The organism is Cyanobium sp. ATX-6F1, assembly GCF_047395825.1.
Lineage (GTDB): Bacteria > Cyanobacteriota > Cyanobacteriia > PCC-6307 > Cyanobiaceae > ATX-6F1.
On the sequence record NZ_JBCEBF010000003.1, the window covers coordinates 954358 to 972888 of the forward strand.

At 68.7% G+C, this 18531-nt stretch carries 18 protein-coding genes and 4 pseudogenes; 9 read left to right on the top strand and 13 right to left on the bottom strand.

Annotation, left to right across the window (positions count from 1 at the left end):
- The first annotated feature begins 21 nt into the window (after positions 1–21).
- The 3 genes from AAF143_RS17225 to AAF143_RS17235 all read left to right on the top strand — a co-directional run bounded on the left by AAF143_RS17225 (position 22) and on the right by AAF143_RS17235 (position 1911).
- On the top strand, positions 22–1191 hold the full coding sequence (locus AAF143_RS17225) for an aminotransferase class I/II-fold pyridoxal phosphate-dependent enzyme (RefSeq protein ID WP_255008805.1): 1170 nt from the start codon (positions 22–24) through the stop codon (positions 1189–1191).
- A complete protein-coding gene (locus tag AAF143_RS17230; protein ID WP_414027433.1) occupies positions 1182–1658 on the top strand; it encodes a hypothetical protein in 477 nt (158 codons plus the stop codon). Before AAF143_RS17225 ends, AAF143_RS17230 begins: the two co-directional genes overlap by 10 nt.
- A gap of 67 nt (positions 1659–1725) precedes the next feature.
- On the top strand, positions 1726–1911 hold the full coding sequence (locus tag AAF143_RS17235; RefSeq protein WP_414027434.1) for a hypothetical protein: 186 nt from the start codon (positions 1726–1728) through the stop codon (positions 1909–1911).
- On the opposite strand, the gene AAF143_RS17240 is transcribed toward AAF143_RS17235, so the two are convergent.
- Positions 1895–2233: a hypothetical protein gene (locus tag AAF143_RS17240; protein ID WP_414027435.1), complete on the bottom strand. Its 339-nt coding sequence runs from the start codon at positions 2231–2233 to the stop codon at positions 1895–1897. The two genes, AAF143_RS17235 and AAF143_RS17240, sit on opposite strands and share 17 nt — an antisense overlap.
- 155 nt (positions 2234–2388) lie before the next feature.
- Between AAF143_RS17240 and AAF143_RS17245 the strand changes: the two genes are divergently transcribed.
- From AAF143_RS17245 to bioA, 4 genes and pseudogenes are all read left to right on the top strand, one after another.
- Positions 2389–2742 (top strand): hypothetical protein, encoded by a 354-nt coding sequence (locus tag AAF143_RS17245; protein ID WP_414027436.1) that lies wholly within the window; start codon positions 2389–2391, stop codon positions 2740–2742.
- The gene (gene bioD, locus AAF143_RS17250) at positions 2739–3392 is read left to right on the top strand and encodes a dethiobiotin synthase (RefSeq protein WP_255008800.1); all 654 of its coding nucleotides are present in this window, start codon (positions 2739–2741) and stop codon (positions 3390–3392) included. The genes AAF143_RS17245 and bioD overlap by 4 nt, the downstream gene beginning before the upstream one ends.
- Positions 3389–3544, top strand: coding sequence for a hypothetical protein (locus AAF143_RS17255; protein ID WP_255008797.1), 156 nt, complete (start codon positions 3389–3391; stop codon positions 3542–3544). The genes bioD and AAF143_RS17255 overlap by 4 nt, the downstream gene beginning before the upstream one ends.
- Before the next feature lie 61 nt (positions 3545–3605).
- Positions 3606–4828 (top strand): annotated as a pseudogene (bioA, locus tag AAF143_RS17260) (adenosylmethionine--8-amino-7-oxononanoate transaminase).
- Positions 4829–4834: 6 nt separating this feature from the next.
- Here bioA and AAF143_RS17265 read toward each other — a convergent pair.
- Positions 4835–5038 (bottom strand): DUF3143 domain-containing protein, encoded by a 204-nt coding sequence (locus AAF143_RS17265; RefSeq protein ID WP_414027528.1) that lies wholly within the window; start codon positions 5036–5038, stop codon positions 4835–4837.
- Positions 5039–5168: 130 nt separating this feature from the next.
- Positions 5169–5618: a J domain-containing protein gene (locus AAF143_RS17270; RefSeq protein WP_414027437.1), complete on the bottom strand. Its 450-nt coding sequence runs from the start codon at positions 5616–5618 to the stop codon at positions 5169–5171.
- Positions 5619–5675: 57 nt separating this feature from the next.
- On the opposite strand from AAF143_RS17270, the gene rsmG reads away from it, so the two are divergent.
- Positions 5676–6440 carry a 16S rRNA (guanine(527)-N(7))-methyltransferase RsmG gene (rsmG, locus tag AAF143_RS17275; RefSeq protein ID WP_255008791.1) on the top strand — a complete coding sequence of 255 codons (765 nt, stop codon included), beginning with the start codon at positions 5676–5678 and terminating at the stop codon, positions 6438–6440.
- A gap of 5 nt (positions 6441–6445) precedes the next feature.
- Here the strand turns inward: rsmG and AAF143_RS17280 are convergent.
- The 6 genes and pseudogenes from AAF143_RS17280 to AAF143_RS17305 form a co-directional block, all read right to left on the bottom strand.
- Positions 6446–7641 (bottom strand): annotated as a pseudogene (locus AAF143_RS17280) (aldo/keto reductase).
- Between the two features lie 14 nt (positions 7642–7655).
- Positions 7656–8054 (bottom strand): ferredoxin, encoded by a 399-nt coding sequence (locus tag AAF143_RS17285; RefSeq protein WP_255008789.1) that lies wholly within the window; start codon positions 8052–8054, stop codon positions 7656–7658.
- 5 nt (positions 8055–8059) lie between these two features.
- Positions 8060–8452 carry a DUF1257 domain-containing protein gene (locus tag AAF143_RS17290; protein ID WP_255008788.1) on the bottom strand — a complete coding sequence of 131 codons (393 nt, stop codon included), beginning with the start codon at positions 8450–8452 and terminating at the stop codon, positions 8060–8062.
- A 12-nt stretch (positions 8453–8464) separates the two neighbouring features.
- A complete protein-coding gene (locus tag AAF143_RS17295; RefSeq protein ID WP_255008787.1) occupies positions 8465–8677 on the bottom strand; it encodes a DUF2997 domain-containing protein in 213 nt (70 codons plus the stop codon).
- Positions 8678–8730: 53 nt separating this feature from the next.
- Positions 8731–9471, bottom strand: coding sequence for a HEAT repeat domain-containing protein (locus AAF143_RS17300; RefSeq protein ID WP_255009104.1), 741 nt, complete (start codon positions 9469–9471; stop codon positions 8731–8733).
- 115 nt (positions 9472–9586) lie between these two features.
- Positions 9587–9712, bottom strand: a complete 126-nt coding sequence (locus AAF143_RS17305) for a hypothetical protein (RefSeq protein ID WP_255008786.1) — start codon at positions 9710–9712, stop codon at positions 9587–9589.
- Between the two features lie 166 nt (positions 9713–9878).
- On the opposite strand from AAF143_RS17305, the gene AAF143_RS17310 reads away from it, so the two are divergent.
- Positions 9879–11036: an AmpG family muropeptide MFS transporter gene (locus tag AAF143_RS17310; RefSeq protein ID WP_414027438.1), complete on the top strand. Its 1158-nt coding sequence runs from the start codon at positions 9879–9881 to the stop codon at positions 11034–11036.
- On the opposite strand, the gene rlmN is transcribed toward AAF143_RS17310, so the two are convergent.
- The 4 genes and pseudogenes from rlmN to AAF143_RS17330 all read right to left on the bottom strand — a co-directional run bounded on the left by rlmN (position 11030) and on the right by AAF143_RS17330 (position 18526).
- Positions 11030–12217 (bottom strand): 23S rRNA (adenine(2503)-C(2))-methyltransferase RlmN, encoded by a 1188-nt coding sequence (gene rlmN, locus AAF143_RS17315; RefSeq protein ID WP_255008784.1) that lies wholly within the window; start codon positions 12215–12217, stop codon positions 11030–11032. The genes AAF143_RS17310 and rlmN overlap by 7 nt on opposite strands.
- Positions 12208–12369, bottom strand: a complete 162-nt coding sequence (locus tag AAF143_RS17320; RefSeq protein WP_409995642.1) for a high light inducible protein — start codon at positions 12367–12369, stop codon at positions 12208–12210. The genes rlmN and AAF143_RS17320 overlap by 10 nt, the downstream gene beginning before the upstream one ends.
- Before the next feature lie 84 nt (positions 12370–12453).
- A pseudogene (locus AAF143_RS17325) lies at positions 12454–16561 on the bottom strand (DNA-directed RNA polymerase subunit beta').
- A gap of 61 nt (positions 16562–16622) precedes the next feature.
- A pseudogene (locus AAF143_RS17330) lies at positions 16623–18526 on the bottom strand (DNA-directed RNA polymerase subunit gamma).
- Between the last annotated feature and the right edge of the window lie 5 nt (positions 18527–18531).

The following is an 18531-nucleotide window of genomic DNA, read 5'->3' on the forward strand; positions in this document are numbered from 1 at the left end:
CCCCGGGCCCTGCCGCTTCCCTTGGCCGCCGACCCCCTTGATCCCCTGCGCCGCTCCCTGGAGCGCCTGCCGATCGCCCGCCGGCGCCTGCTGCGTGCCTTCCAGCCCACGGCGGCTGGGGGCCTGCGGCCAGAGGGGGCCGGTGCCATCCCGCTGCTGGATCTGGCCAGCAATGACTACCTGGGCCTGAGCCAGCACCCTCGCCTGCAGGCGGCCGCCTGCGCCGCGATCGCCTCGGGTGGGGTGGGGGCGGGGGCCTCGCGGCTGGTGAGCGGCAGCCGGCCGGTGCATGGGGAGCTGGAGGCGCGGCTGGCCGCCTGGCTGGGGCGGGAGCGGGTGCTGCTCTTTCCCAGTGGCTTCCAGGCCAACATCGCTGCGGTGGCGGCCCTGGCCGATCGCCACAGCCTGGTGCTCGCCGACCGGCTGATCCACCACTCCCTGCTGGTGGGGGTACAGGCCTCCGGCGCCCAGCTGCGCCGCTTCGCCCACAACGACCTGGCCGCTCTGGATCGGCTGCTGGGCGAGGCACGGGCCAGCTCTGCCGTGCGGCGCCTGGTGGTGCTCAGTGAGAGCCTGTTCAGCATGGAGGGCAGCAGCCCCGATCTGCCGGCGCTGTCGGCCCTCTGCCAACGGCATTCGGCCCTGCTGCTGATCGATGAGGCCCATGCCCTGGGGGTGCTGGGCCCCGGCGGACGCGGGCTGGCCCACGGGCTGGCGGGGGTGCACCTGGTGAGCGGCACCTTCGGCAAGGCCTTCGGCAGTGGTGGCGCCTTCCTGGCCACGGGCGATCTGCTCGGCGACTGGCTGCTGCAGCGCTCCGGCGCCTTCCGCTATTCCACCGCCCTGGCCCCGCCCCTGGCGGCGGCAGCCCTGGCCGCCCTTGATCTGCTGGAGGAGACCCCCGACCTGGGGTCGAAGTTGTTGGAGCGTGCCGAGCGCTGGCGAACTTCCCTGACGGCGGCCGATTGGCCGCTGGTGGCAGGCCAGGGGCCGATCCTGCCGTTGCTGGTGGGCGAAGACGATCGGGCCCTGGAGCTGCAGCGGCACCTGGAGGCCGCAGGCCTGCTGAGCGTGGCGATCCGCCCACCCACGGTGCCGGCGGGAACGGCGAGGTTGCGGCTGGTGCTGCGCAGCGACCTGCCGCCCGGCACCCTGGAGCGGCTGCTGGAGGCCCTGGCCCGATGGCGCTGAGCGATCCGGCGGCTGGGGGTGTGCAGCTGCTGGCGATGCACGGCTGGGGGGCGACCACCGGGCCTGGGCCCCCTGGGGCGGCCGCCGCCCGGCGTGGTTGGAGCCTGGGTTGGGGGGAGCGGGGCTACGGCCATCAAGTGCAGCTGGAGCCGCAGTGGTCGGGCACGGGACGCCGCGCCCTGCTGGTCCATTCCATGGGGATTCACCTGGTTCCCGGTGCCGTGCTGGCCGCGGCCGAGGCGGTGGTGCTGCTGGCCAGCTTTGGGCGCTTCGTGCCCCCAGGAGCCCCCGGGCGCCGCGGACAACTGGCCCTGGAGGCCATGGCCAATCGCCTGAGCAACGGCGACAGCGATGGCTTACTCAAAGACTTCCTGGCCCAGGCCGCCGCCCCCGACCCCGAGGAATTGCTGCCAGCAGGGCCCCGGGAGGAGGGGTGCCCCCGCCGGCCAGGGTCGCCTGCTCGCTGACCTCGACCTGCTCGGCCGCCTCACCGCGCTGCCGGAAGCGTTTCCAGCCAGCGCAGCGGTGCTGGTGGTGGAGGCGGGCGACGACCGGATCGTGGCCCCTGAGAGCCGTCGCCTGCTGGTGGAAGCCCTCCCCAGGGCCAGCCACTGGACCCTGGCGGGTGCCGGCCACAGCCTGCTGCGGGCCGATCTGCTCACTCCAGTGCTGAACTGGCTGGAAGCGGCGCTTTCCGCGGAAGTCAGCGGCCATGGTTGATCTGCTCACAAAGCCCGGCGGCAGCCCCCCACAGCCAACGGAACCGTTCCCACTGGAGGTGCGCCGGCGCTTCGCCCGCAGCGCCGGCCGCTACGAGCAGCTGGCGCACCTGCAGCGGGCCGTGGCCTGGCGCCTGGGCCACCTCAGCCGCGACCTGCCCCTGCCGCAAGGGCCCGCAGCTGATCTGGGGGCGGGCAGTGGCCTGCTGGCGCGGGCCCTGGAGGCCCAGCGGCCTGAACTCACCATGCTGCGCCTCGACCACTGCGCCGAGCTGCTGCGCCAGGGGAGCGCTCCGCTTGTCCTGGAGCCGACGGCTCCCCACCAGCTCCCTCCCTGCTCTGGGATCTCAACGGGGGGCTGCCGGATGAGCTGGAGGGCGCGGCCCTGCTGGCCTCCAGCTTCGCCCTTCACTGGCTGGAGCAGCCCCTGGCCCAACTGGAGCAGTGGTGCCGGGCGCTCCAGCCCGGAGGCTGGCTGGTGCTGGCGGTGCCCACCCAGGGCAGTTTTCGCCAATGGCAGCAGGCGGCCCAGGCGGCACATGTGCCCTGCAGCGCCCTGCCCCTGCCCGAGGCCCAAGCGTTGCAAGCGACCTGCAGCACCTGGCTGGAGCTGCGGGTGGAGCGGAGGCTGCCGTTCAGCCGCACAGCCCCCAGCGCCTTGGCCTTGCTGCGCGAGCTCAAGGGGCTCGGGGCCAGCGCCAGCCGCGTGAGGCCCCTGTCGGCAGGGGAGTTGCGGGCCCTGGAGGCCCACTGGCCCGCCCAGGGAGCCGTGAAGGTCCTGAGCTGGGAGCTGCAGATCCTGGTGGGTCAAAAGCCCAGGCGGCGGCCATGACAGAAGCCCTGCGGCTGGTGGTCTGCGGCACCGACACCGACGTGGGCAAGACCGTGGTCAGTGCCCTGCTGGTGCAGGGGCTGGGGGCCACCTACTGGAAACCCGTGCAATGCGGCCTGGAGGGCGGCGGCGACAGCGACCGGGTGCGGGAGCTGCTGGAGCTGCCTTCTGATCGGGTGCTGCCGGAGGCCTACCGGCTGGCGGCCCCGGTGTCGCCCCACTGGGCGGCGCAGCAGGAGGTGCTGCGCATTGAGGAGACCCGGCTGGCGCTGCCGGCGGTGAGCGGCCCGCTGGTGGTGGAGACGGCCGGAGGGCTGCTGGTGCCCCTGCGGCTCGACTGGCTGCAGATCGATCAGCTGCGCCTCTGGAACCTGCCGGTGCTGCTGGTGGCCCGCAGCGGCCTGGGCACCTTGAACCACACCCTGCTGTCGGTGGAGGCCCTGCGCCAGAGGGGCCTTTCCCTGCTCGGGATCGTGCTCAACGGGCCGCCCCACCCCAACAACGCATCCACCTTGAACGCCCTGGCGGGGGTGCCGGTGCTGGCCCAGCTGCCCACCCTTGAGCGTCTCGATCGGGAGACCCTGGAGGCGCAATGGCAGCTCAGCGGACTGGGCCAGCACCTGCAGCTGGGCCCTAACCTGCGCCCATGAGCAAGACCCACCTGCTGGTGACGGGGGCCCTGTTCGCTCTGTGCGCCGGCATCCTGGTGCTGTTCACCGACATCGAGGTCGGGGTCTACCGCTGGTTCAGCTGCGGCCCCCTGGCCGCCGCCAACGAACAGCGCTCGAAGGTGTGCGAGTAGAACCCAGCCCAGCCTTGCCCCCCAGCGCTGGCATCCCCACCTCTGGCACCCCACCACCCAGGTGGCCAGCGCCGATCCACCCCTGCGGGCGGTGCGCGGCCGGGGCGCCCTGCTGGAGCTCGACGACGGCCGCCAGCTGATCGACGCCATCAGCAGCTGGTGGGTGACCCTGCACGGCCACGCCGAACCGTCAATCGCCGCGGCCGTGGCGGCCCAGGCCACGGAGCTGGAGCAGGTGATCTTCGCCAACTTCAGCCACCCCCCGCCGAGCAGCTGGCGGACGCCCTCAGCGCCCGCAGCGGCCTGGAGCGCCTGTTCTTCTCCGACAACGGCTCCACCGCCGTGGAGGTCGCCCTCAAGATCGCCTGGCAGTGGTGGCGCAACCGGGGGAGCCCAGGCGCCAACTGATTGCCTTCGAGGGGGCTTATCACGGCGACACCATGGGGGCGATGGCCCTGGGGGCCCGATCCCCGTTCACGGCCCCCTTCGATGAGCTGCTGTTCGAGGTGGCCCGCGCCCCCTGGCCCGCCACCTGGTGGGGGGATGAAGGGGTGGAGCCCCGCGAGCGTCTGGCCCTCGAGAGGCTGGAGCAGTTGCTGGAGACCCCCACCGCGGCGGTGATCCTGGAGCCCCTGGTGCAGGGGGCCGCCGGCATGGCCATGGTGCGCGAGGGCTTCCTGCGCGAGGTGGAGCGGCGGGTGCGCGCCGCCGGCGCCCTGCTGATCGCCGATGAGGTGCTCACGGGCTTCGGGCGCACCGGCGCCCTGTTCGCCTGCCAGCGGGCCGGCCTGACCCCCGACCTGATCGCCCTCTCCAAGGGGCTGACCGGAGGCTTCCTGCCCATGGGGGTGACCCTGGCCCGCGAGGCCCTGCATGCGGGCTTCATCGGCGCCAGCGAGCGCACCTTCCTGCACGGCCACAGCTTCCACCGCCAATCCCCTTGGCTGTGCCGCCGCCCTGGCCAGCCTGACGCTGCTGGAGGCGAACCCTGGGCGCTACGAGCGCTTCGAGGCCCGTCACCGGCCCCACCTGGAGGTCCTGGCGCAGCATCCCAAGCTGCGTTTTCCGCGCCTGATCGGCACGATCGCCGCCATCGATCTGGTGTTGGAGAAGCCCGGCTACTTCAATCCCGCCGGTCGGATCGTGCAGCGCCGGGCCCTGGCCGAGGGGGTGTTTCTCAGGCCCCTGGGCCAGGTGATCTACCTGCTGCCGCCCCTCTGCCTCGATGACACCCAGCTGGAGCAGTGCTATGGCGCCATCAGCCGGGCCCTGGAGGCTCTCTAGCGAGCGCTAGGGCCCGGCCAGGATCGCCGCTTCGGCATCGGCCCGCGAGAGCCCGTAGGGAAACCGGCGCTCGCTGATCTGACCCTGGTGCTGCCAGCGCACGGTGAACGCCTCCACCTCCAGCTCGATCAGGGCGCTCCACTGGGGCTGGTGCAGATCCCAGAGGCAGGGGTTCTGGCGCTGCTGGCTGCCCCCAACCCACGCAGCCAGCTCTCAAGCGCCGGCAGCGGGTGCTTGTAGAGAGGCGTCTGGGGGTGGGGAGTGTCGGCATTCCCGGCGCTCACGCCTGGCTGGGATCCATCCTGCACCGCAGCGGCCCCTGGCGGCGCCGGAATCAGCCTCAGATTCGCCGCCGCCGCTTCCCCCACCAGCTGGGTTGACGCACCAGTTCCGTACCCTGCACCCAGGCCATCCCCACCCCCAGCACCAGGCTGGCCGAGAGGGCCAAGCCGAGCAGCAGCAGGGCAAACCACTCGCCACTGGAGAAATCCCTGCGGACGGGCCGAAGCCTCGGTTCACCGCGGCGCGGCACCGGCACGGGCCTTGGCGGGGCAGGGGGACGCAGGAGGCCGTCGTAGGCCTCACGCCGGGCCGGATCGCTGAGGGTGGTGTAGGCCTCCTGCAACAGACGGAAGCGCTCATTGGCCTCGGCGGCGGGCAGGCTGGTGGTGTCGGGGTGGTAGCGCTTGCTCAGGCTGCGGAAGGCCCGCCGCAGCTCCTCCACCGTGGCGCTCGGCGGCAGCTGCAGCAGCTCGTAGTGGGTCTGTCGCGTGGGTTCTCCGCCAGCCACCAGCGAACGACCGGGTGTGCGGGATCCTAGAGAGAACGACCGTCCCCGTCCGAGCGGATGCCCGCCGAATCCGGTACCGCCTTCCCTGGCGCCAGCGAGCCCGCCGCTGGGCTCTGGCAGGCCCTGGGCTGGACCCCGGATGCGCAGCAACTGGACCTGTTGGAGCGCCTGCAACAGCAGCTGCGCGACTGGAATGGCCGCCTCAACCTCACCCGCCTGGTGGAGGGCGACGATTACTGGATTTCCCAGGTGTTCGATAGCCTCTGGCCGCTCCAGGAGCTGCTGGGTAACCCCAAGGCGGCACCCGATTGCATCGACGTGGGCACCGGCGGCGGCTTCCCCGGCCTGGCGGTGGCGATCGCCCTGCCCAGGGCCCGCCTCACCCTGGTGGATTCGGTCGGGCGCAAGACCGAGGCGGTGCGGGCCATGGCCGCCGCCCTGGGGCTGGCGGAGCGGGTGACCCTGCGCTGCGAGCGGGTGGAGCGCACGGGCCAGGAACGGGCCTGCCGGGGCCACTTCGACCTGGCCATGGCCCGGGCGGTGGCCACCGCCCCGGTGGTGGCCGAATACCTGCTCCCCCTGCTGCGGCCCCAGGGACAGGCGCTGCTCTACCGGGGCCAGTGGAGCGACGGCGACGCCGAGGCGCTGGATCGGGCCCTGGTGCCGCTGAGTGGCCGGCTGGAGCGGCTGGAGCGGCGGGATCTGCCGGGGGAGCGCGGCGTGCGCCATGCCCTCACCCTGGTGGCCACGGGTCCCTGCCCGCGCCTCTACCCCCGCCCGGTGGGGGTGCCCGCCAAGCAACCGCTGGGATCGATCGCCTGAGGCGATCAGTCGCTGGCCATCAGGCGCTGCACCGCCTGCCCACCCACCCGCGCACGCAGGCGCCTGAGCAGGGGTGGGATCCGCTCGGCCCAGGGGCTGCCGCCCAGCACCGCCAGCAACTGGGCTTCGCTCACCTCGCCATCGAGGGCATCGGCATTGGCGCCGGGGAACCAGTGGCCGCCGTGGCCCAGCAGGCCGTAGCGGGCACGCACGAAACCCTCCAGATCCCAGGCCTCCAGGAGGTTGTGCATCCAGAGCAGCGCCGGCAGGTTGATGTCGCCCGGGGTGTGGTTCCAGGCGGGCAATCCCTGCTCCCAGCTGGCCAGCCAGTCAGTTCCCAGGGCCTGCTGACGGGCCCGCTCGAGCCGCTCAAGGATCGGCGGCAGCAGCTCGGCCGCGCGAGGCAACAGGGCCACCGCCTCCAGATGGCGATCGAGATCCTCCGGACCTGCGGCCCCGACGCTGATCGTGTCGATGCCTTCGGCGGCCAGGCAGAACAGGTCGTTGAAGACGATCGGATGCAGGGGGAGCAAAGCTCCAGCAATCGCTCGGAAGGGGTGTGCAGGTGGCCGCCCTTGTCGGTGGGGCTGATCACGAACACACCCATGTCGTGGGCGCCGGCGGCTTCGATCGCCGGGCGGTTGTCCTGGCGGATGAAGTACCAATGGAGATTGATGTAATCGAAGGCGTCGGTGGCGATCGCCTCCAGGATCAGGGCCAAGGGGGCGTGGGTGGAGAAGCCCACATGGCCGATGCGGCCCCGCTCCTGCCAGCGGCGCACCACCTCCAGGCAGCCGCCCGGGCGCAGGCTCTGCTCCAGGTGTTCCGGCAGGTTGAGGCCATGGAGGGTGAGCAGATCAAGCCGCTCCACCCCCAGCCGCTCGAAGCTGAGCGTCAATTCCGCCTCGAAGGCGGCCGCATCCGCCTGGGGTGACACCTTGCTCTGCAGGATGCGGCGCGGATCGGGAAGCTCGGGCAGCAGCGTGCCGAGCTGGCGCTCGGAACTGCCGTAGCCGCGCGCGGTTTCGATGTGGTGGAAACCACTGGCCACGGCCTTCTCGAGGGTGGCCCGCAGGTTCGCCTGGCTCTCGGCGCTGATCGCCTCGCCGGGGAGATCGCTCCAGCTTTGCTGGAAGCGCATGCCCCCGAGCGAGAGCACGGGCATCGCCAGTTCCGTGCGGCCGAAGCGCCGGGTGGGCATCCCTGGCACGAGGCTCATGGCCGCGCCGCGTGGGAACGGGGCAGGGCGCGCTTGAAACGGGCGGGAGCGGGGAGTCCCAAGGGCTGGAGTTCCTGGCAGCGCAGGCCCTCGTTGAGGCCATCGAGTTCCTCATAGGCCACCCAATGGATGCAGTCCACCGGGCAGGTTTCAATCGCTTCCTGGATCGTCTCGGTGCTGTCCCCATCCTGGCGCAGGGCCCGGGAGCGGCCCCAGTCGGGCTCAACCATGAAGGTGTTGCAGGCCACGTGAGCGCAGTAGCGGCAGCCGATGCAGACCGCCTCATCCACCCAGACCGCCTTCTGACGCAGGGCGCCTCCGAGCAGGGGTTCACGCCCGGTGGGTTCAACGGTTGGTGCGGCCGCCGCCGAGAAGGCCAGGGCGGGATCGGACACTTGGCTCAGCCGTCCCAGCGGGTGACCACCAACTCGATGCTGCCGTCGGTGTGCTGGGTCTGCTCACTCACCTGAAAGCCCTCCTGGGTGGAGGCGGCCAGGATTGAGCGCAGGGCATAGCGCTGGGTGAGCTGGGCCAGGAAGCGCTCCACGGGCACCTGCTGCTTCCAGAGATCGAGATCGGTGACCAGCTCAAAACTGCCGCTGACGTCGTTCCAACGGAAGCCGATGTCACCGCCCTCGCCCTGGGGAAGGGTCAGATCGGCGAGCACCGTCTGGCCGCGGTAGCCGCGCACGGGCCGCTGGCCTTCGCTGGGGTCGTGGCCGAGGTCCCGGAGGGCCTCCACCAGCGCCTGGCGATCACGGAGCTCGGTCTTGACGGTGCTGAAATGCGACATCAGACGACAGGATCAAGGGGTGGTGGCGGAGGCGGCCTGGACGGCCTCGACCGGCTGGATCTGGGTGAGGAAGGCGTCGGAGGTGCTGCGGCGCTGTTGCACCGTGCCGAGCCGAGCCTCAATGCGCTCGGTGAGCTGCTCACAGCCATCACCACGCACGCCCTGCACCAACTCCTCCACACGACCATCGGGCCGGATGCGAAAGCGAATGGTGGACTGGGCCATCCCGATTGCCGGAAGGTGGCCTGAAATCTAGCCGGATCAGAACGCTCCCGGGCTCAACTGAACAGCCCGTCCTCAATCAGGGTCTGCAACCGTTCCAGCACCAGGGGCTCCTCCAGCTGCTCAAGGGCCACCCGCGCCTCATCGCGCACGGTGTTGTCGCCATCGCCCAGCAGGGTGGCCACCATCGCCTCCACCAGCTCCTTCTGCCTGGGTTCCACCAGATCGCCGTAGAGCCGCCCCAGCGACCAGGCACTGTTGCTGCGCACCACCGGTTCGCTGTCAATGCGCAAGCTGAGCAGCAACTGGCCGGCCGCCTGATCGGCCTTGGCCAGCCCCGTGGCCCCCACATCCGCCAGGGAGCCGGCGGCCCAGAGTCGCACCGCCGCCACATCGGTCTGCAGGGCACGGATCAGCGGCCCCAGCACCGGTGCGTCGGGATAGTTGCCCAGGCTCCAGGCCACGGCCTTGCGCACATAGCCGTTGCTGTCGTTCTGGAGCAGGGCCAGCAGGGGCGCCAGCGCCAGCGGATCGGGGTTGCGTCCGAGGGCATAGACGGCGCTCATGCGCTCGATCGGGCAGCTGGCCTCCAGCAGGGGCAGCAGCACCTGGATCGCGCGCGGGTCGCGGTGTTCGCAGAAGATGCGCAGGCCCTGGACCCGTTCGGCGTGGTCGCCCTTGAGCAGCTGCAGGCCCAGGTCGCACTCAGCGGCCACATCGATCTGGCCCTCATCGAGGGCGTCGAGCTCATCGAGCGGATCGCCGAGCAACTCTTTCGCCAGCTCAGTGGCCAGCATCTCGGGGTCCAGTGCCAGCTCGGGCGGACTGAGCCACAACGGGGGACCCTCAGTGGGCGACGGCGGGAAGGGCAGCGTGGAATCCGTCATGGCCCTGATCGTAAAAGCCCGGGTGTTAGCCGATCGGTGCCGGAGCGGCCATGTCACTGGGCAGCCAGATGCGGGCACTGACGGCGAGCAGGGCCAGGCCGAACAGCAGCATGATCACGGCGGGCAGCAGGGTGGAGCGGAGAAATTGCACGGGCGACCTGGCGATCACCCCATTCTGGCCATGGCGGCGCCCGTAGGGTTCGCCCAGCCGTCCGATCGCCTTGGACCCCGCGCCCTCTGACACCACAGCCAACGCAACCCCTCCCACCGCCTCGGACCAACCCAGGGGCCCCGGCGCCAGCAGGCGCCTCGTGGCGGTGGGGCTCTTGGGCTTCGCCAGCGGCGCCCCGAATAGTGGCCTGGGGGAAGTTTTGCCGATCTGGCTAGCGACCAACGGTGTAGCAGTGGAGCTGATCGGCTTGCTGCCCCTGGCGGGACTGCCCTACGCGATCAAGTTTCTCTGGGCCCCGCTGCTGGATCGCTGGCCGATTCCCTGGCCCGACCGTCGCCGGGGCTGGATCGCCCTGCTCCAGCTGCTGCTGGCGATCGCCATCGCCAGCCTGGCCCTGCTGCAACCAAGCACCAATCCGCGGGCCCTTTTCGCCGTTGGCTTGATGGCCTTGATCGTGGCGGTGCTCAGCGCCACCCAGGACATCGTGATTGATGCCTATCGCACCGATTTACTGCCCCAGCAAGAGCGGGGAGCCGGCGCGGCAGCCAACTCGCTTGGGTTTCGCGGCGGCACCCTGATCCTGGGATCCGGCGCCCTCCTTGTCACCGGTGTGGCTGGTTATCCGCTGGCCTTTGTCGCAGCGGGAGCCTTGATGCTGCTCCTGATCCCCTGCACCCTGGCGGCACCGGAGCTGAAGCCGCTGGAGCAGCCTGTGCTGACCCTTCGTCAGGCCGTCATTGGCCCCGTGCGCGAATTCATCGCCCGCACGGGGAAACGGCGGGCCGTGCAGCTCCTGGCCCTTGTGCTGCTGTATCGCCTGCCGGATGGCCTGCTCGCCCCGATGAGCGGCCCCTTCCTGGTGGCCGAGGGCCTGACAGCAAGCGAAATCGGACTCATCAAATCAGCACTGGGCGTGCTGGCCACCATGGCTGGCGTTGTCATTGGTGGTTTTTTGTTCGGCCGGCTAGGCATGAACCGCAGTCTTTGGCTCTTTGGCATCGCAGGCGCGGCCGGCAACCTTGGCTACTGGCTGGTGGCCCGGGGCACGCCGTCGCTCAAAGCCGTTGCTGGAGCCGTGCTGCTGGAAAACCTATCGAGTGGCCTTGTGGCAACCGCATTTGTTGCTTTGCTGATGAGCCTTTGCAACCCACGCTTCTCGGCCACCCAGTACGCCGTTTTTTCTGGTGTTTATGCCGTCAGCAGCAAGGTGCTGGCGGCCCCTTCCGGCCTGCTGGTGAAGCTCACCAGCTGGGAGCATTTTTCCTGCTTTCTGCGGCAGCGGCAATTCCAGCTTTTTTACTGATGGCTGTGGTCACGCCCTGGGGCGAGAGCCAGGCCCGCGGCGCCTTCGATCCCGAGCGCGATCCCAGCTGAGGCCCGGCGCCGCAACTGCCCGCAGGCCGCATCGGCATCGAGCCCGCGACTGGCGCGCACGCTCACGGCCACGTGCCGGCGCTCAAGCACGGCCTTGAACGCCTGCACCCGCTGCGGCGAAGGCCGCTGGAATTCTTCCTCCTCGATCGGGTTGTAGGCGATCAGATTCACATGGCTCTGGAAGCCCCGCAGCCGCTGGGCCAGGGCATCGGCGTGGCGGGGCAGGTCGTTGACGCCTCCCAGCAGGATGTACTCGAAGCTCACCCGCCGTCCGGTGATCGCCACATAGCGGCGGCAATCCTCCAGCAAGGTCTCGATCGGATAGGCCCGAGCGGTGGGAATCAGTTCCTCCCGCAGGGCCTGGTCAGGGGCGTGGAGGCTCACCGCCAGGGTGAACTGGGCCCGCCCCAGCACCGCCAGGGCCCGCTCCGCCAGCTGAGGCAGGGCTCCTGGCACGCCCACGGTGCTGATCGTGATCTGGCGCTGGGCCATGCCCAGATCACGGCAGAGCGAATGAACGGCAGCGAGCACGGCCTCGACGTTGAGCAGCGGCTCGCCCATGCCCATGAACACCACATGGCTGGGGCGTTGATCCATCACCTCGCGGACGCTCAGCACCTGATCGACGATTTCGTGCACCGCCAGGGAGCGCTGCAGTCCCTGTTGGCCGGTGGCGCAGAAGCGGCAGGCCATGGGGCAGCCCACCTGGCTGCTGACGCAGACCGTGAGCCGATCGCCGGCGGGAATGCCCACGGTCTCCAGGCTGAGGCCGTCGCCCGTGGCCAGCAGCAACTTGATGGTGCCATCGCGGGCGACGCTGCGCTGCAGTTCGCTGGAACGGCCGATCAGGCCGGAACCACCCTGCAGGCGATCGGGTCCGCGCTCCGGGTCACGTTCGCGCTCGGCAAGGCGCTCACGCCAGGCCTTCGGCAGCACGGTGATCGCCTCCAGGCTTCGGGCACCCTTGGCGTAGATCCAATCGTGCAGCTGCCGGCCGCGGAAGGCGGGCTGGCCCTCGGCCACCGCCCACGCTTCCAGCGCTTCGGGCCCCAGACCAAGCAGATGCGGCAGCGCCCCTGGGGCCAGAGCAGGGGGCCCGCTCAGGGCCATGCCAACAGCCCGTGGCCGAGCCAGTACTCCACAGCCAGCAAAGCCACAAAGCCGAGCATCGCGAGGCGGCCGTTGAGCTTCTCGGTGTGGGTGTGAAAGCCGAAACGGGGCAGGCGGCGCTGGGGAACGCGCGTCGGGGCAGGCAGGGTCATCGGCGGTGCAGGGGTCGAACAAAGGGAAGGCCGCTCGCTCCATTGAAGCGAACGGCCAGGGGTGAGCGCTGAGGGGGCTTGCGCTCACTCCTCGCTGAGCAGGCCTTCCTCCTGGAGCCCTTCGATCGCCTCGGGATCGGCAATCAGCACCTCTTCGAGACCCTCATCCACCGCAGGGCGGGCAAAGGCGGCGAAGCTGCTGGCCGTGGCTTCGATGCCATGGCGGCTGCGGGTGGCCTCCAGATCCTCATCGGAGGGGTCGTCGAGCACCACCTGGGAGGCCACCGAGGGGGCCGCTGGCATCTCGACGGTGTAATCCGGGCGCAGGTTCTGGACGCGGCGGTAGCCCGAGGACTCCTCATCGAGGATGTCGGGGTGGGGACCGGCCTCGGCCCGCAGCTCCTCTTCGAAGCCGCTGAAACCGGTGCCGGCGGGGATCAGGCGACCGATGATCACGTTCTCCTTGAGACCCCGCAGCCAGTCACTCTTGCCCTCGATCGCCGCCTCGGTCAGCACCCGGGTGGTCTCCTGGAAGGACGCCGCCGAGATGAAGCTGTCGGTGTTGAGCGAGGCCTTGGTGATGCCCAGCAGCACAGGGGTGAACTCCGCAGGAGCCCCTCCGGTGATCGCCATGGCGCCGTTGACCTGCTCCACCTGACGCAACTCGATCAGCTCGCCGGGCAGCAGGGTGGTGTCACCCGCATCCTCGATGCGCACCTTGCTGGTCATCTGACGCACGATCACCTCGATGTGCTTGTCATCGATGGTGACGCCCTGGGATTTGTAGACGTTCTGCACCTCCTGCACCAGGCGGAATTGCAGATGGGAGATCGCCACCTGGGCCGCGTCGAGGGCCGGGTTGCGGGAGCGCAGATCCTCGAAGTAGCAATCGAGCAACTCGTGGGGGTTGACCGGGCCGTCGGTGAGGAACTCACCGGCGGTGACCTGCTGGCCATCGCTGACCATCACGTTGCGCCCCAGCAGGATCGGGTAGTCGGTGATCATGTCGTCCTGCTCGATCACCGAAACGGTGACCGAATCGCCATCGTCGCCGAGCTTGATCTGCACCGTTCCGGCCTTGCGGCAGAGGATCGCCGATTCCCGCGGACGGCGGGCCTCCAGCAGCTCCTCGATCCGGGGCAGACCCTGGACGATGTCACCGGTCTTCTGACGCTCGAACACCAGCAGGGCGAGGGCGTCACCGCGCTGCACCAGCTCCCCGTCGCGCACATGCAGCACCGAGTCGGGCGAGACCATGTAGGGACGGCCGAGGCGCAGGGTGACCGAGTGGCCATCGATGGCCTCCACCTCGCCGCAATGGCCGGCCAGGACACCGGGGGCGAGTTCATCGCCGTCGACGACCCGCTGGCCAAGGCTGACACTGGCCTTGGCGGAGCCCAGTGCGATGGGCTTGGTGTCGCCGGCGCGCTCCACGATCAACCGGCGAATCGGTTCACCCTCGACAAGATCGGGCAGCTGCACAACCCCATCCTCCTTGCAGAGAATCTGGGTGGTGGCGACCACATCACCGCTCTTGACGGCAATGCCGTCCTCCACCTGCAGCTCCGTGTGGGTGGAGCCGTGGCTGGCGTCGGAGAGGGTGTCGCGGCGCACGAGCAGGGATTCCAGAATCACCAGCTGCAGGCGCTCGATCGTTTTGGCGCGCTTGTCGGGCACCGATTCCACGTCCACCGTCATCTGGGGAGTGGTGTCGTGGGTTTCCAGGATCAGCTGGGTGCGCAACAACTCGATGCTGTCCACCGACTTGATCAGCTCCCCGTCCTTGTAGGTGAGGCGCTGCACGGCCTTGAGACCCAGTGTTGGGCCGCCGTTCTGCTTGATCGTGGCGAGCTCGGGCAGGTGAGCCTCATCGGGAATGGCGTATTCCTCCACCGGCCGCAACAGCAGCGCGCCGCCTTCGGTGGTTTCGACGGCCTCGACGAACTGCATCGCCTCGGCCTTGAGACCCGGGGCGATTTCCTCGCCGGGATTGACCATCTTGCCGTCACCGCCATAGCGGGAGAGCACTTTGCTGTCGCTGATCAGATGCAGCTTGCCGGAGCGGACGATGATCTCCCGCAGGATGTCGTTCTTCTGGGTGACCGTGACGATGCCGGCGGTCTGGCTGAAGATGTCCTTGACCACTTCGGTGCCGGCCTCGATCCACTGGCCGTCCTCGATCATCAACAGGGAGATGTCCTTGTTGATCTCATGGGTTTCCTGGGGGATCCACAGCAGGGTGCCGCCCTTGTTGACCTCATAGCCGTTCTTGGCCGAACGGGCCTTTTTGATCGTGAGCCCGGGGGCGAACTTGACCATGCCGCCGGTGCTGGTGCGGAAGCGATCGTCGGCGAGCTCGGCGATCACCTCGCCACCGCTGATCTTGCTGCCCGGCCGTGTCTTGAGCAGGTAGCGGATGCTGTCCTTGCCCTCGAGGTGCCAGGTCTCACCGGAGTGGGTGGATTCACCCAGCAACTTGCAATCTTTAAGGGTGAGGCTGGCGGTGACGATCTGCACCTCCCTTGAATCACCGGTGGACTCCCGCAGGCGCACGGCGCCGCCGTACTCGCTCACCAGACGGCTCTCGGCGAGCACATCGCCGGTCTTGACCGGTTGGGTGCCGGGCACCACCGGCTGGGCGTTGGGGGAAGGTTGTAGACATCGCCGCTGAGCACCCAGAGACGCCCGAGCCGCTGGGCCTTGAGGGTGATGTTGCCCTGGCGGTCGGTGACCTCCTTGGGCTGGATCACCTCCTCGTAGCGCACCTGGCCGGCCAGGTCACAGATCACATCCTTGCTGGCCTTCTCGACACTCTTCTTGGTGGTGGCACCGGCGGAGATCTGGGCCAGGATCGTGTCAGAGGGCAGGGTCTGACCGTCGTCGACGAACAGGATCGAACCGCTGGTGATGTCCAGCTTCTGCACCTTGCCCTTGCCGCTGGGCTTCACCTGCAGGGTGAAATCAAGCTCGGCGATCTGGGCCTCCACACCATGGGGGTGCGGAAGGGACGCACCCGGGCCTTGCTGCCGAATTCGATCGTGCCCTCCACCACGGAACGCACCACGCCACTTTCGGCCGTGGACACACCACCGGTGTGGAAGGTGCGCATGGTCAGCTGGGTGCCCGGCTCGCCGATGGACTGGGCGGCGACGATGCCGACGGCTTCGCCGAGATCGACGAGTTCGTTGTGGGCCAGGGCCCAGCCGTAGCACTTGCGGCAGACCGAACGGGCGGCCTCGCAGGTGAGCGGCGAGCGCACTTTCACGCTGCGCACACCGGCGGCCTCGATGCGGCGGGAGAGGGGCGGGTCGATCTCGCCGTCGCGGGGGACCAGGACCTCGCCATTGGCATCCAGCACCGGCTCGGCCGCCAGGCGCCCCACCAACTTGGCGGCGTACTTGCCCTTGTCATCGGCATCGATGGGGATGCAGCGGGTGGTGCCGCAGTCGTCCTCGCGCACGATCACGTCCTGGGCGACGTCCACCAGACGGCGGGTGAGGTAACCGGAATCCGCCGTGCGCAGGGCGGTGTCGACCAGTCCCTTGCGAGCTCCATACGAGGAGATCACGTACTCGGTGACCGTGAGGCCCTCACGGAAATTGGTACGGATCGGCAGGTCGATGATCTCCCCCTGGGGGTTGGCCATCAGGCCACGCATGCCCACCAGCTGACGCACCTGGGACATGTTCCCCCGGGCGCCGGAGTTGGCCATCATCCACACCGAATTGAGTGGATCGTTCTCGTTGAAGTTCCGCCGCACGGCCTCCACCAGCCGTTCGTTGGTTTCGGTCCAGGTGTCGATCACCTTGGTGTGGCGCTCAACTTCGGTGATCTCCCCCAGCCGGTAGCGCTCCTCGGTGGCGGTGATCTGCTCCTCTGCTTCGCGAAGCAGCGCCGGCTTGTCGCTGGGGATGCGCAGGTCGTCAACGGAAATCGACACCGCCGCCTGGGTGGCGTAGTGGAAGCCCAGATCCTTGAGCTCATCGGCCATCGAGGCGGTGGCCGCCGTGCCGTGGTTCTTGTACGCCCAGGCCACCAGGTTGCGCAGGGCCTTCTTGTCGATCACCCGGTTGCGGAACGGGGGAGCCGCCTTGCTGAGCGGAGCGCAGGCACCAAGCACCGGGGCTTCAACGACCGGCTCGATGGCCTTGGCGGCCTTCTTGGAGGTTTTCTTGGCGGGGGTGGTGGTCATGGCTGGGCGCGGAGGGGGAAGCGGATGGAGCAGGCGTTGAGGATTCGGTTCGGCCCGGAGATCAGGTGGCGGCCACGGCGGAAATGATCGTGTTGTTCATCACGACTCGTCCCACGGTGGTGAGCAGATAGCGGCTGATCAGGGCGCCGTCTTCGTCGAAGCGGTCGCGGCGGTAGCGCCACTGTTCGATGCGGGTGCCATCGCTGAGGGTTTCCTCCTTGATCGGTGCATCGCCTTCGTCGTCGTCGTCGACCCCACCGCTGAAGCGCACCCACACCCAATCGTGCAGAACGAGGTGCTTTTCATCGAAGGCGCTGATCACATCGCTGAGGCCGGCGAAGGTGAGGCGGCGGTCACCGAAGGCGGGCTTGCTGGCGCCGGGCTCCACAGCCGTGAGGTAATAGGAACCAAGCACCATGTCCTGGGAGGGCGTGATGATCGGCTCGCCGGTGGCGGGCGAGAGGATGTTGTTGCTGGCCAGCATCAGCATGCGGGCCTCGGTCTGGGCCTCGATCGCGAGGGGCACGTGCACGGCCATCTGGTCACCGTCGAAGTCGGCGTTGAAGGCGGGGCACACCAGCGGATGCAGCTGGATGGCGCGGCCGTCCACGAGCTTCGGCTCGAAGGCCTGAATGCCGAGGCGGTGAAGGGTAGGTGCCCGGTTCAAAAGAATCGGGTGACCCTCGATCACCTCCTGGAGCACCTGCATCACCTCATCGTCGGCGCGCTGGATCAGCTTCTTGGCCGCCTTGATGTTGTTGACGATGTTCTGGCGGATCAGGCGATGGATCACGAACGGCTGGAACAGCTCGATCGCCATCTCCTTGGGCAGACCGCACTGGTGCATCTTGAGCTTGGGACCCACCACGATCACGGAACGACCGGAGTAGTCGACCCGCTTGCCCAGGAGGTTCTGACGGAATCGACCCTGCTTGCCCTCGATGATGTCGCTGAGCGATTTGAGCGGACGGTTGTTGGCACCCACCACGGTGCGGCCGCGGCGGCCGTTGTCGATCAGGGCATCGACAGCCTCCTGGAGCATCCGCTTCTCGTTGCGGACGATGATTTCGGGAGCGAGGATTTCCTGCAGCCGCGCCAGGCGGTTGTTGCGGTTGATCACCCGCCGGTAGAGATCATTCAGGTCGCTGGTGGCGAAGCGGCCGCCATCGAGCTGCACCATCGGGCGCAGGTCGGGGGGATCACCGGGATCACATCCAGCACCATCCATTCGGGCTTGGCCCCGGTGGCGATGAAGTTGTCGATCACGCGCAGGCGCTTGATCAGTTTGGCCCGCTTCTGGCCCTTGCTGCCGTTGATCTCACCGCGCAGCTGTTCGGCGATTTCGGGCAGGTTGAGATCGTTGAGCAACCGCTTGAGCGCCTCGGCGCCGATGCCCACCTCGGGCTCATTCTCGATCTCGGAATCCTCGGCGTAGATCTGGTCCTCGATTTCCAGCCACTCGTCTTCGGTAAGCAGCTGCTTGTAGGTGAGGTCTTTGTGATCCCCCTTCTCGAGCACCACGTAGCAGTTGAAGTAGACGATCTGCTCCACATCCCGCAGGGGCATGTCGAGCAGGATCGCCACGTAGCTGGGGATCCCCTTGAGATACCACACATGGGAGACCGGAGCCGCGAGCTTGATGAAGCCCATGCGGTGCCGGCGCACCCGGCTTTCGGTGACCTCAACGCCGCAGCGCTCACAGACGATGCCCCGGTGGCGCACCCGCTTGTACTTGCCGCAGTGGCATTCCCAGTCCTTGGAGGGGCCGAAGATCTTCTCGCAGAAGAGCCCGTCCATCTCGGGCTTGAGGGTGCGGTAGTTGATCGTTTCCGGCTTCGTCACCTCGCCCACCACCTGACCGTTCGGCAGGGTGCGCTGCCCCCACTGCATGATCCGCTCGGGCGAAGCGAGCGTGATCTTGACGTAGTCGAAGTGGTTCTCGATGCGTGAATTACTGTTCGTCATGGCCG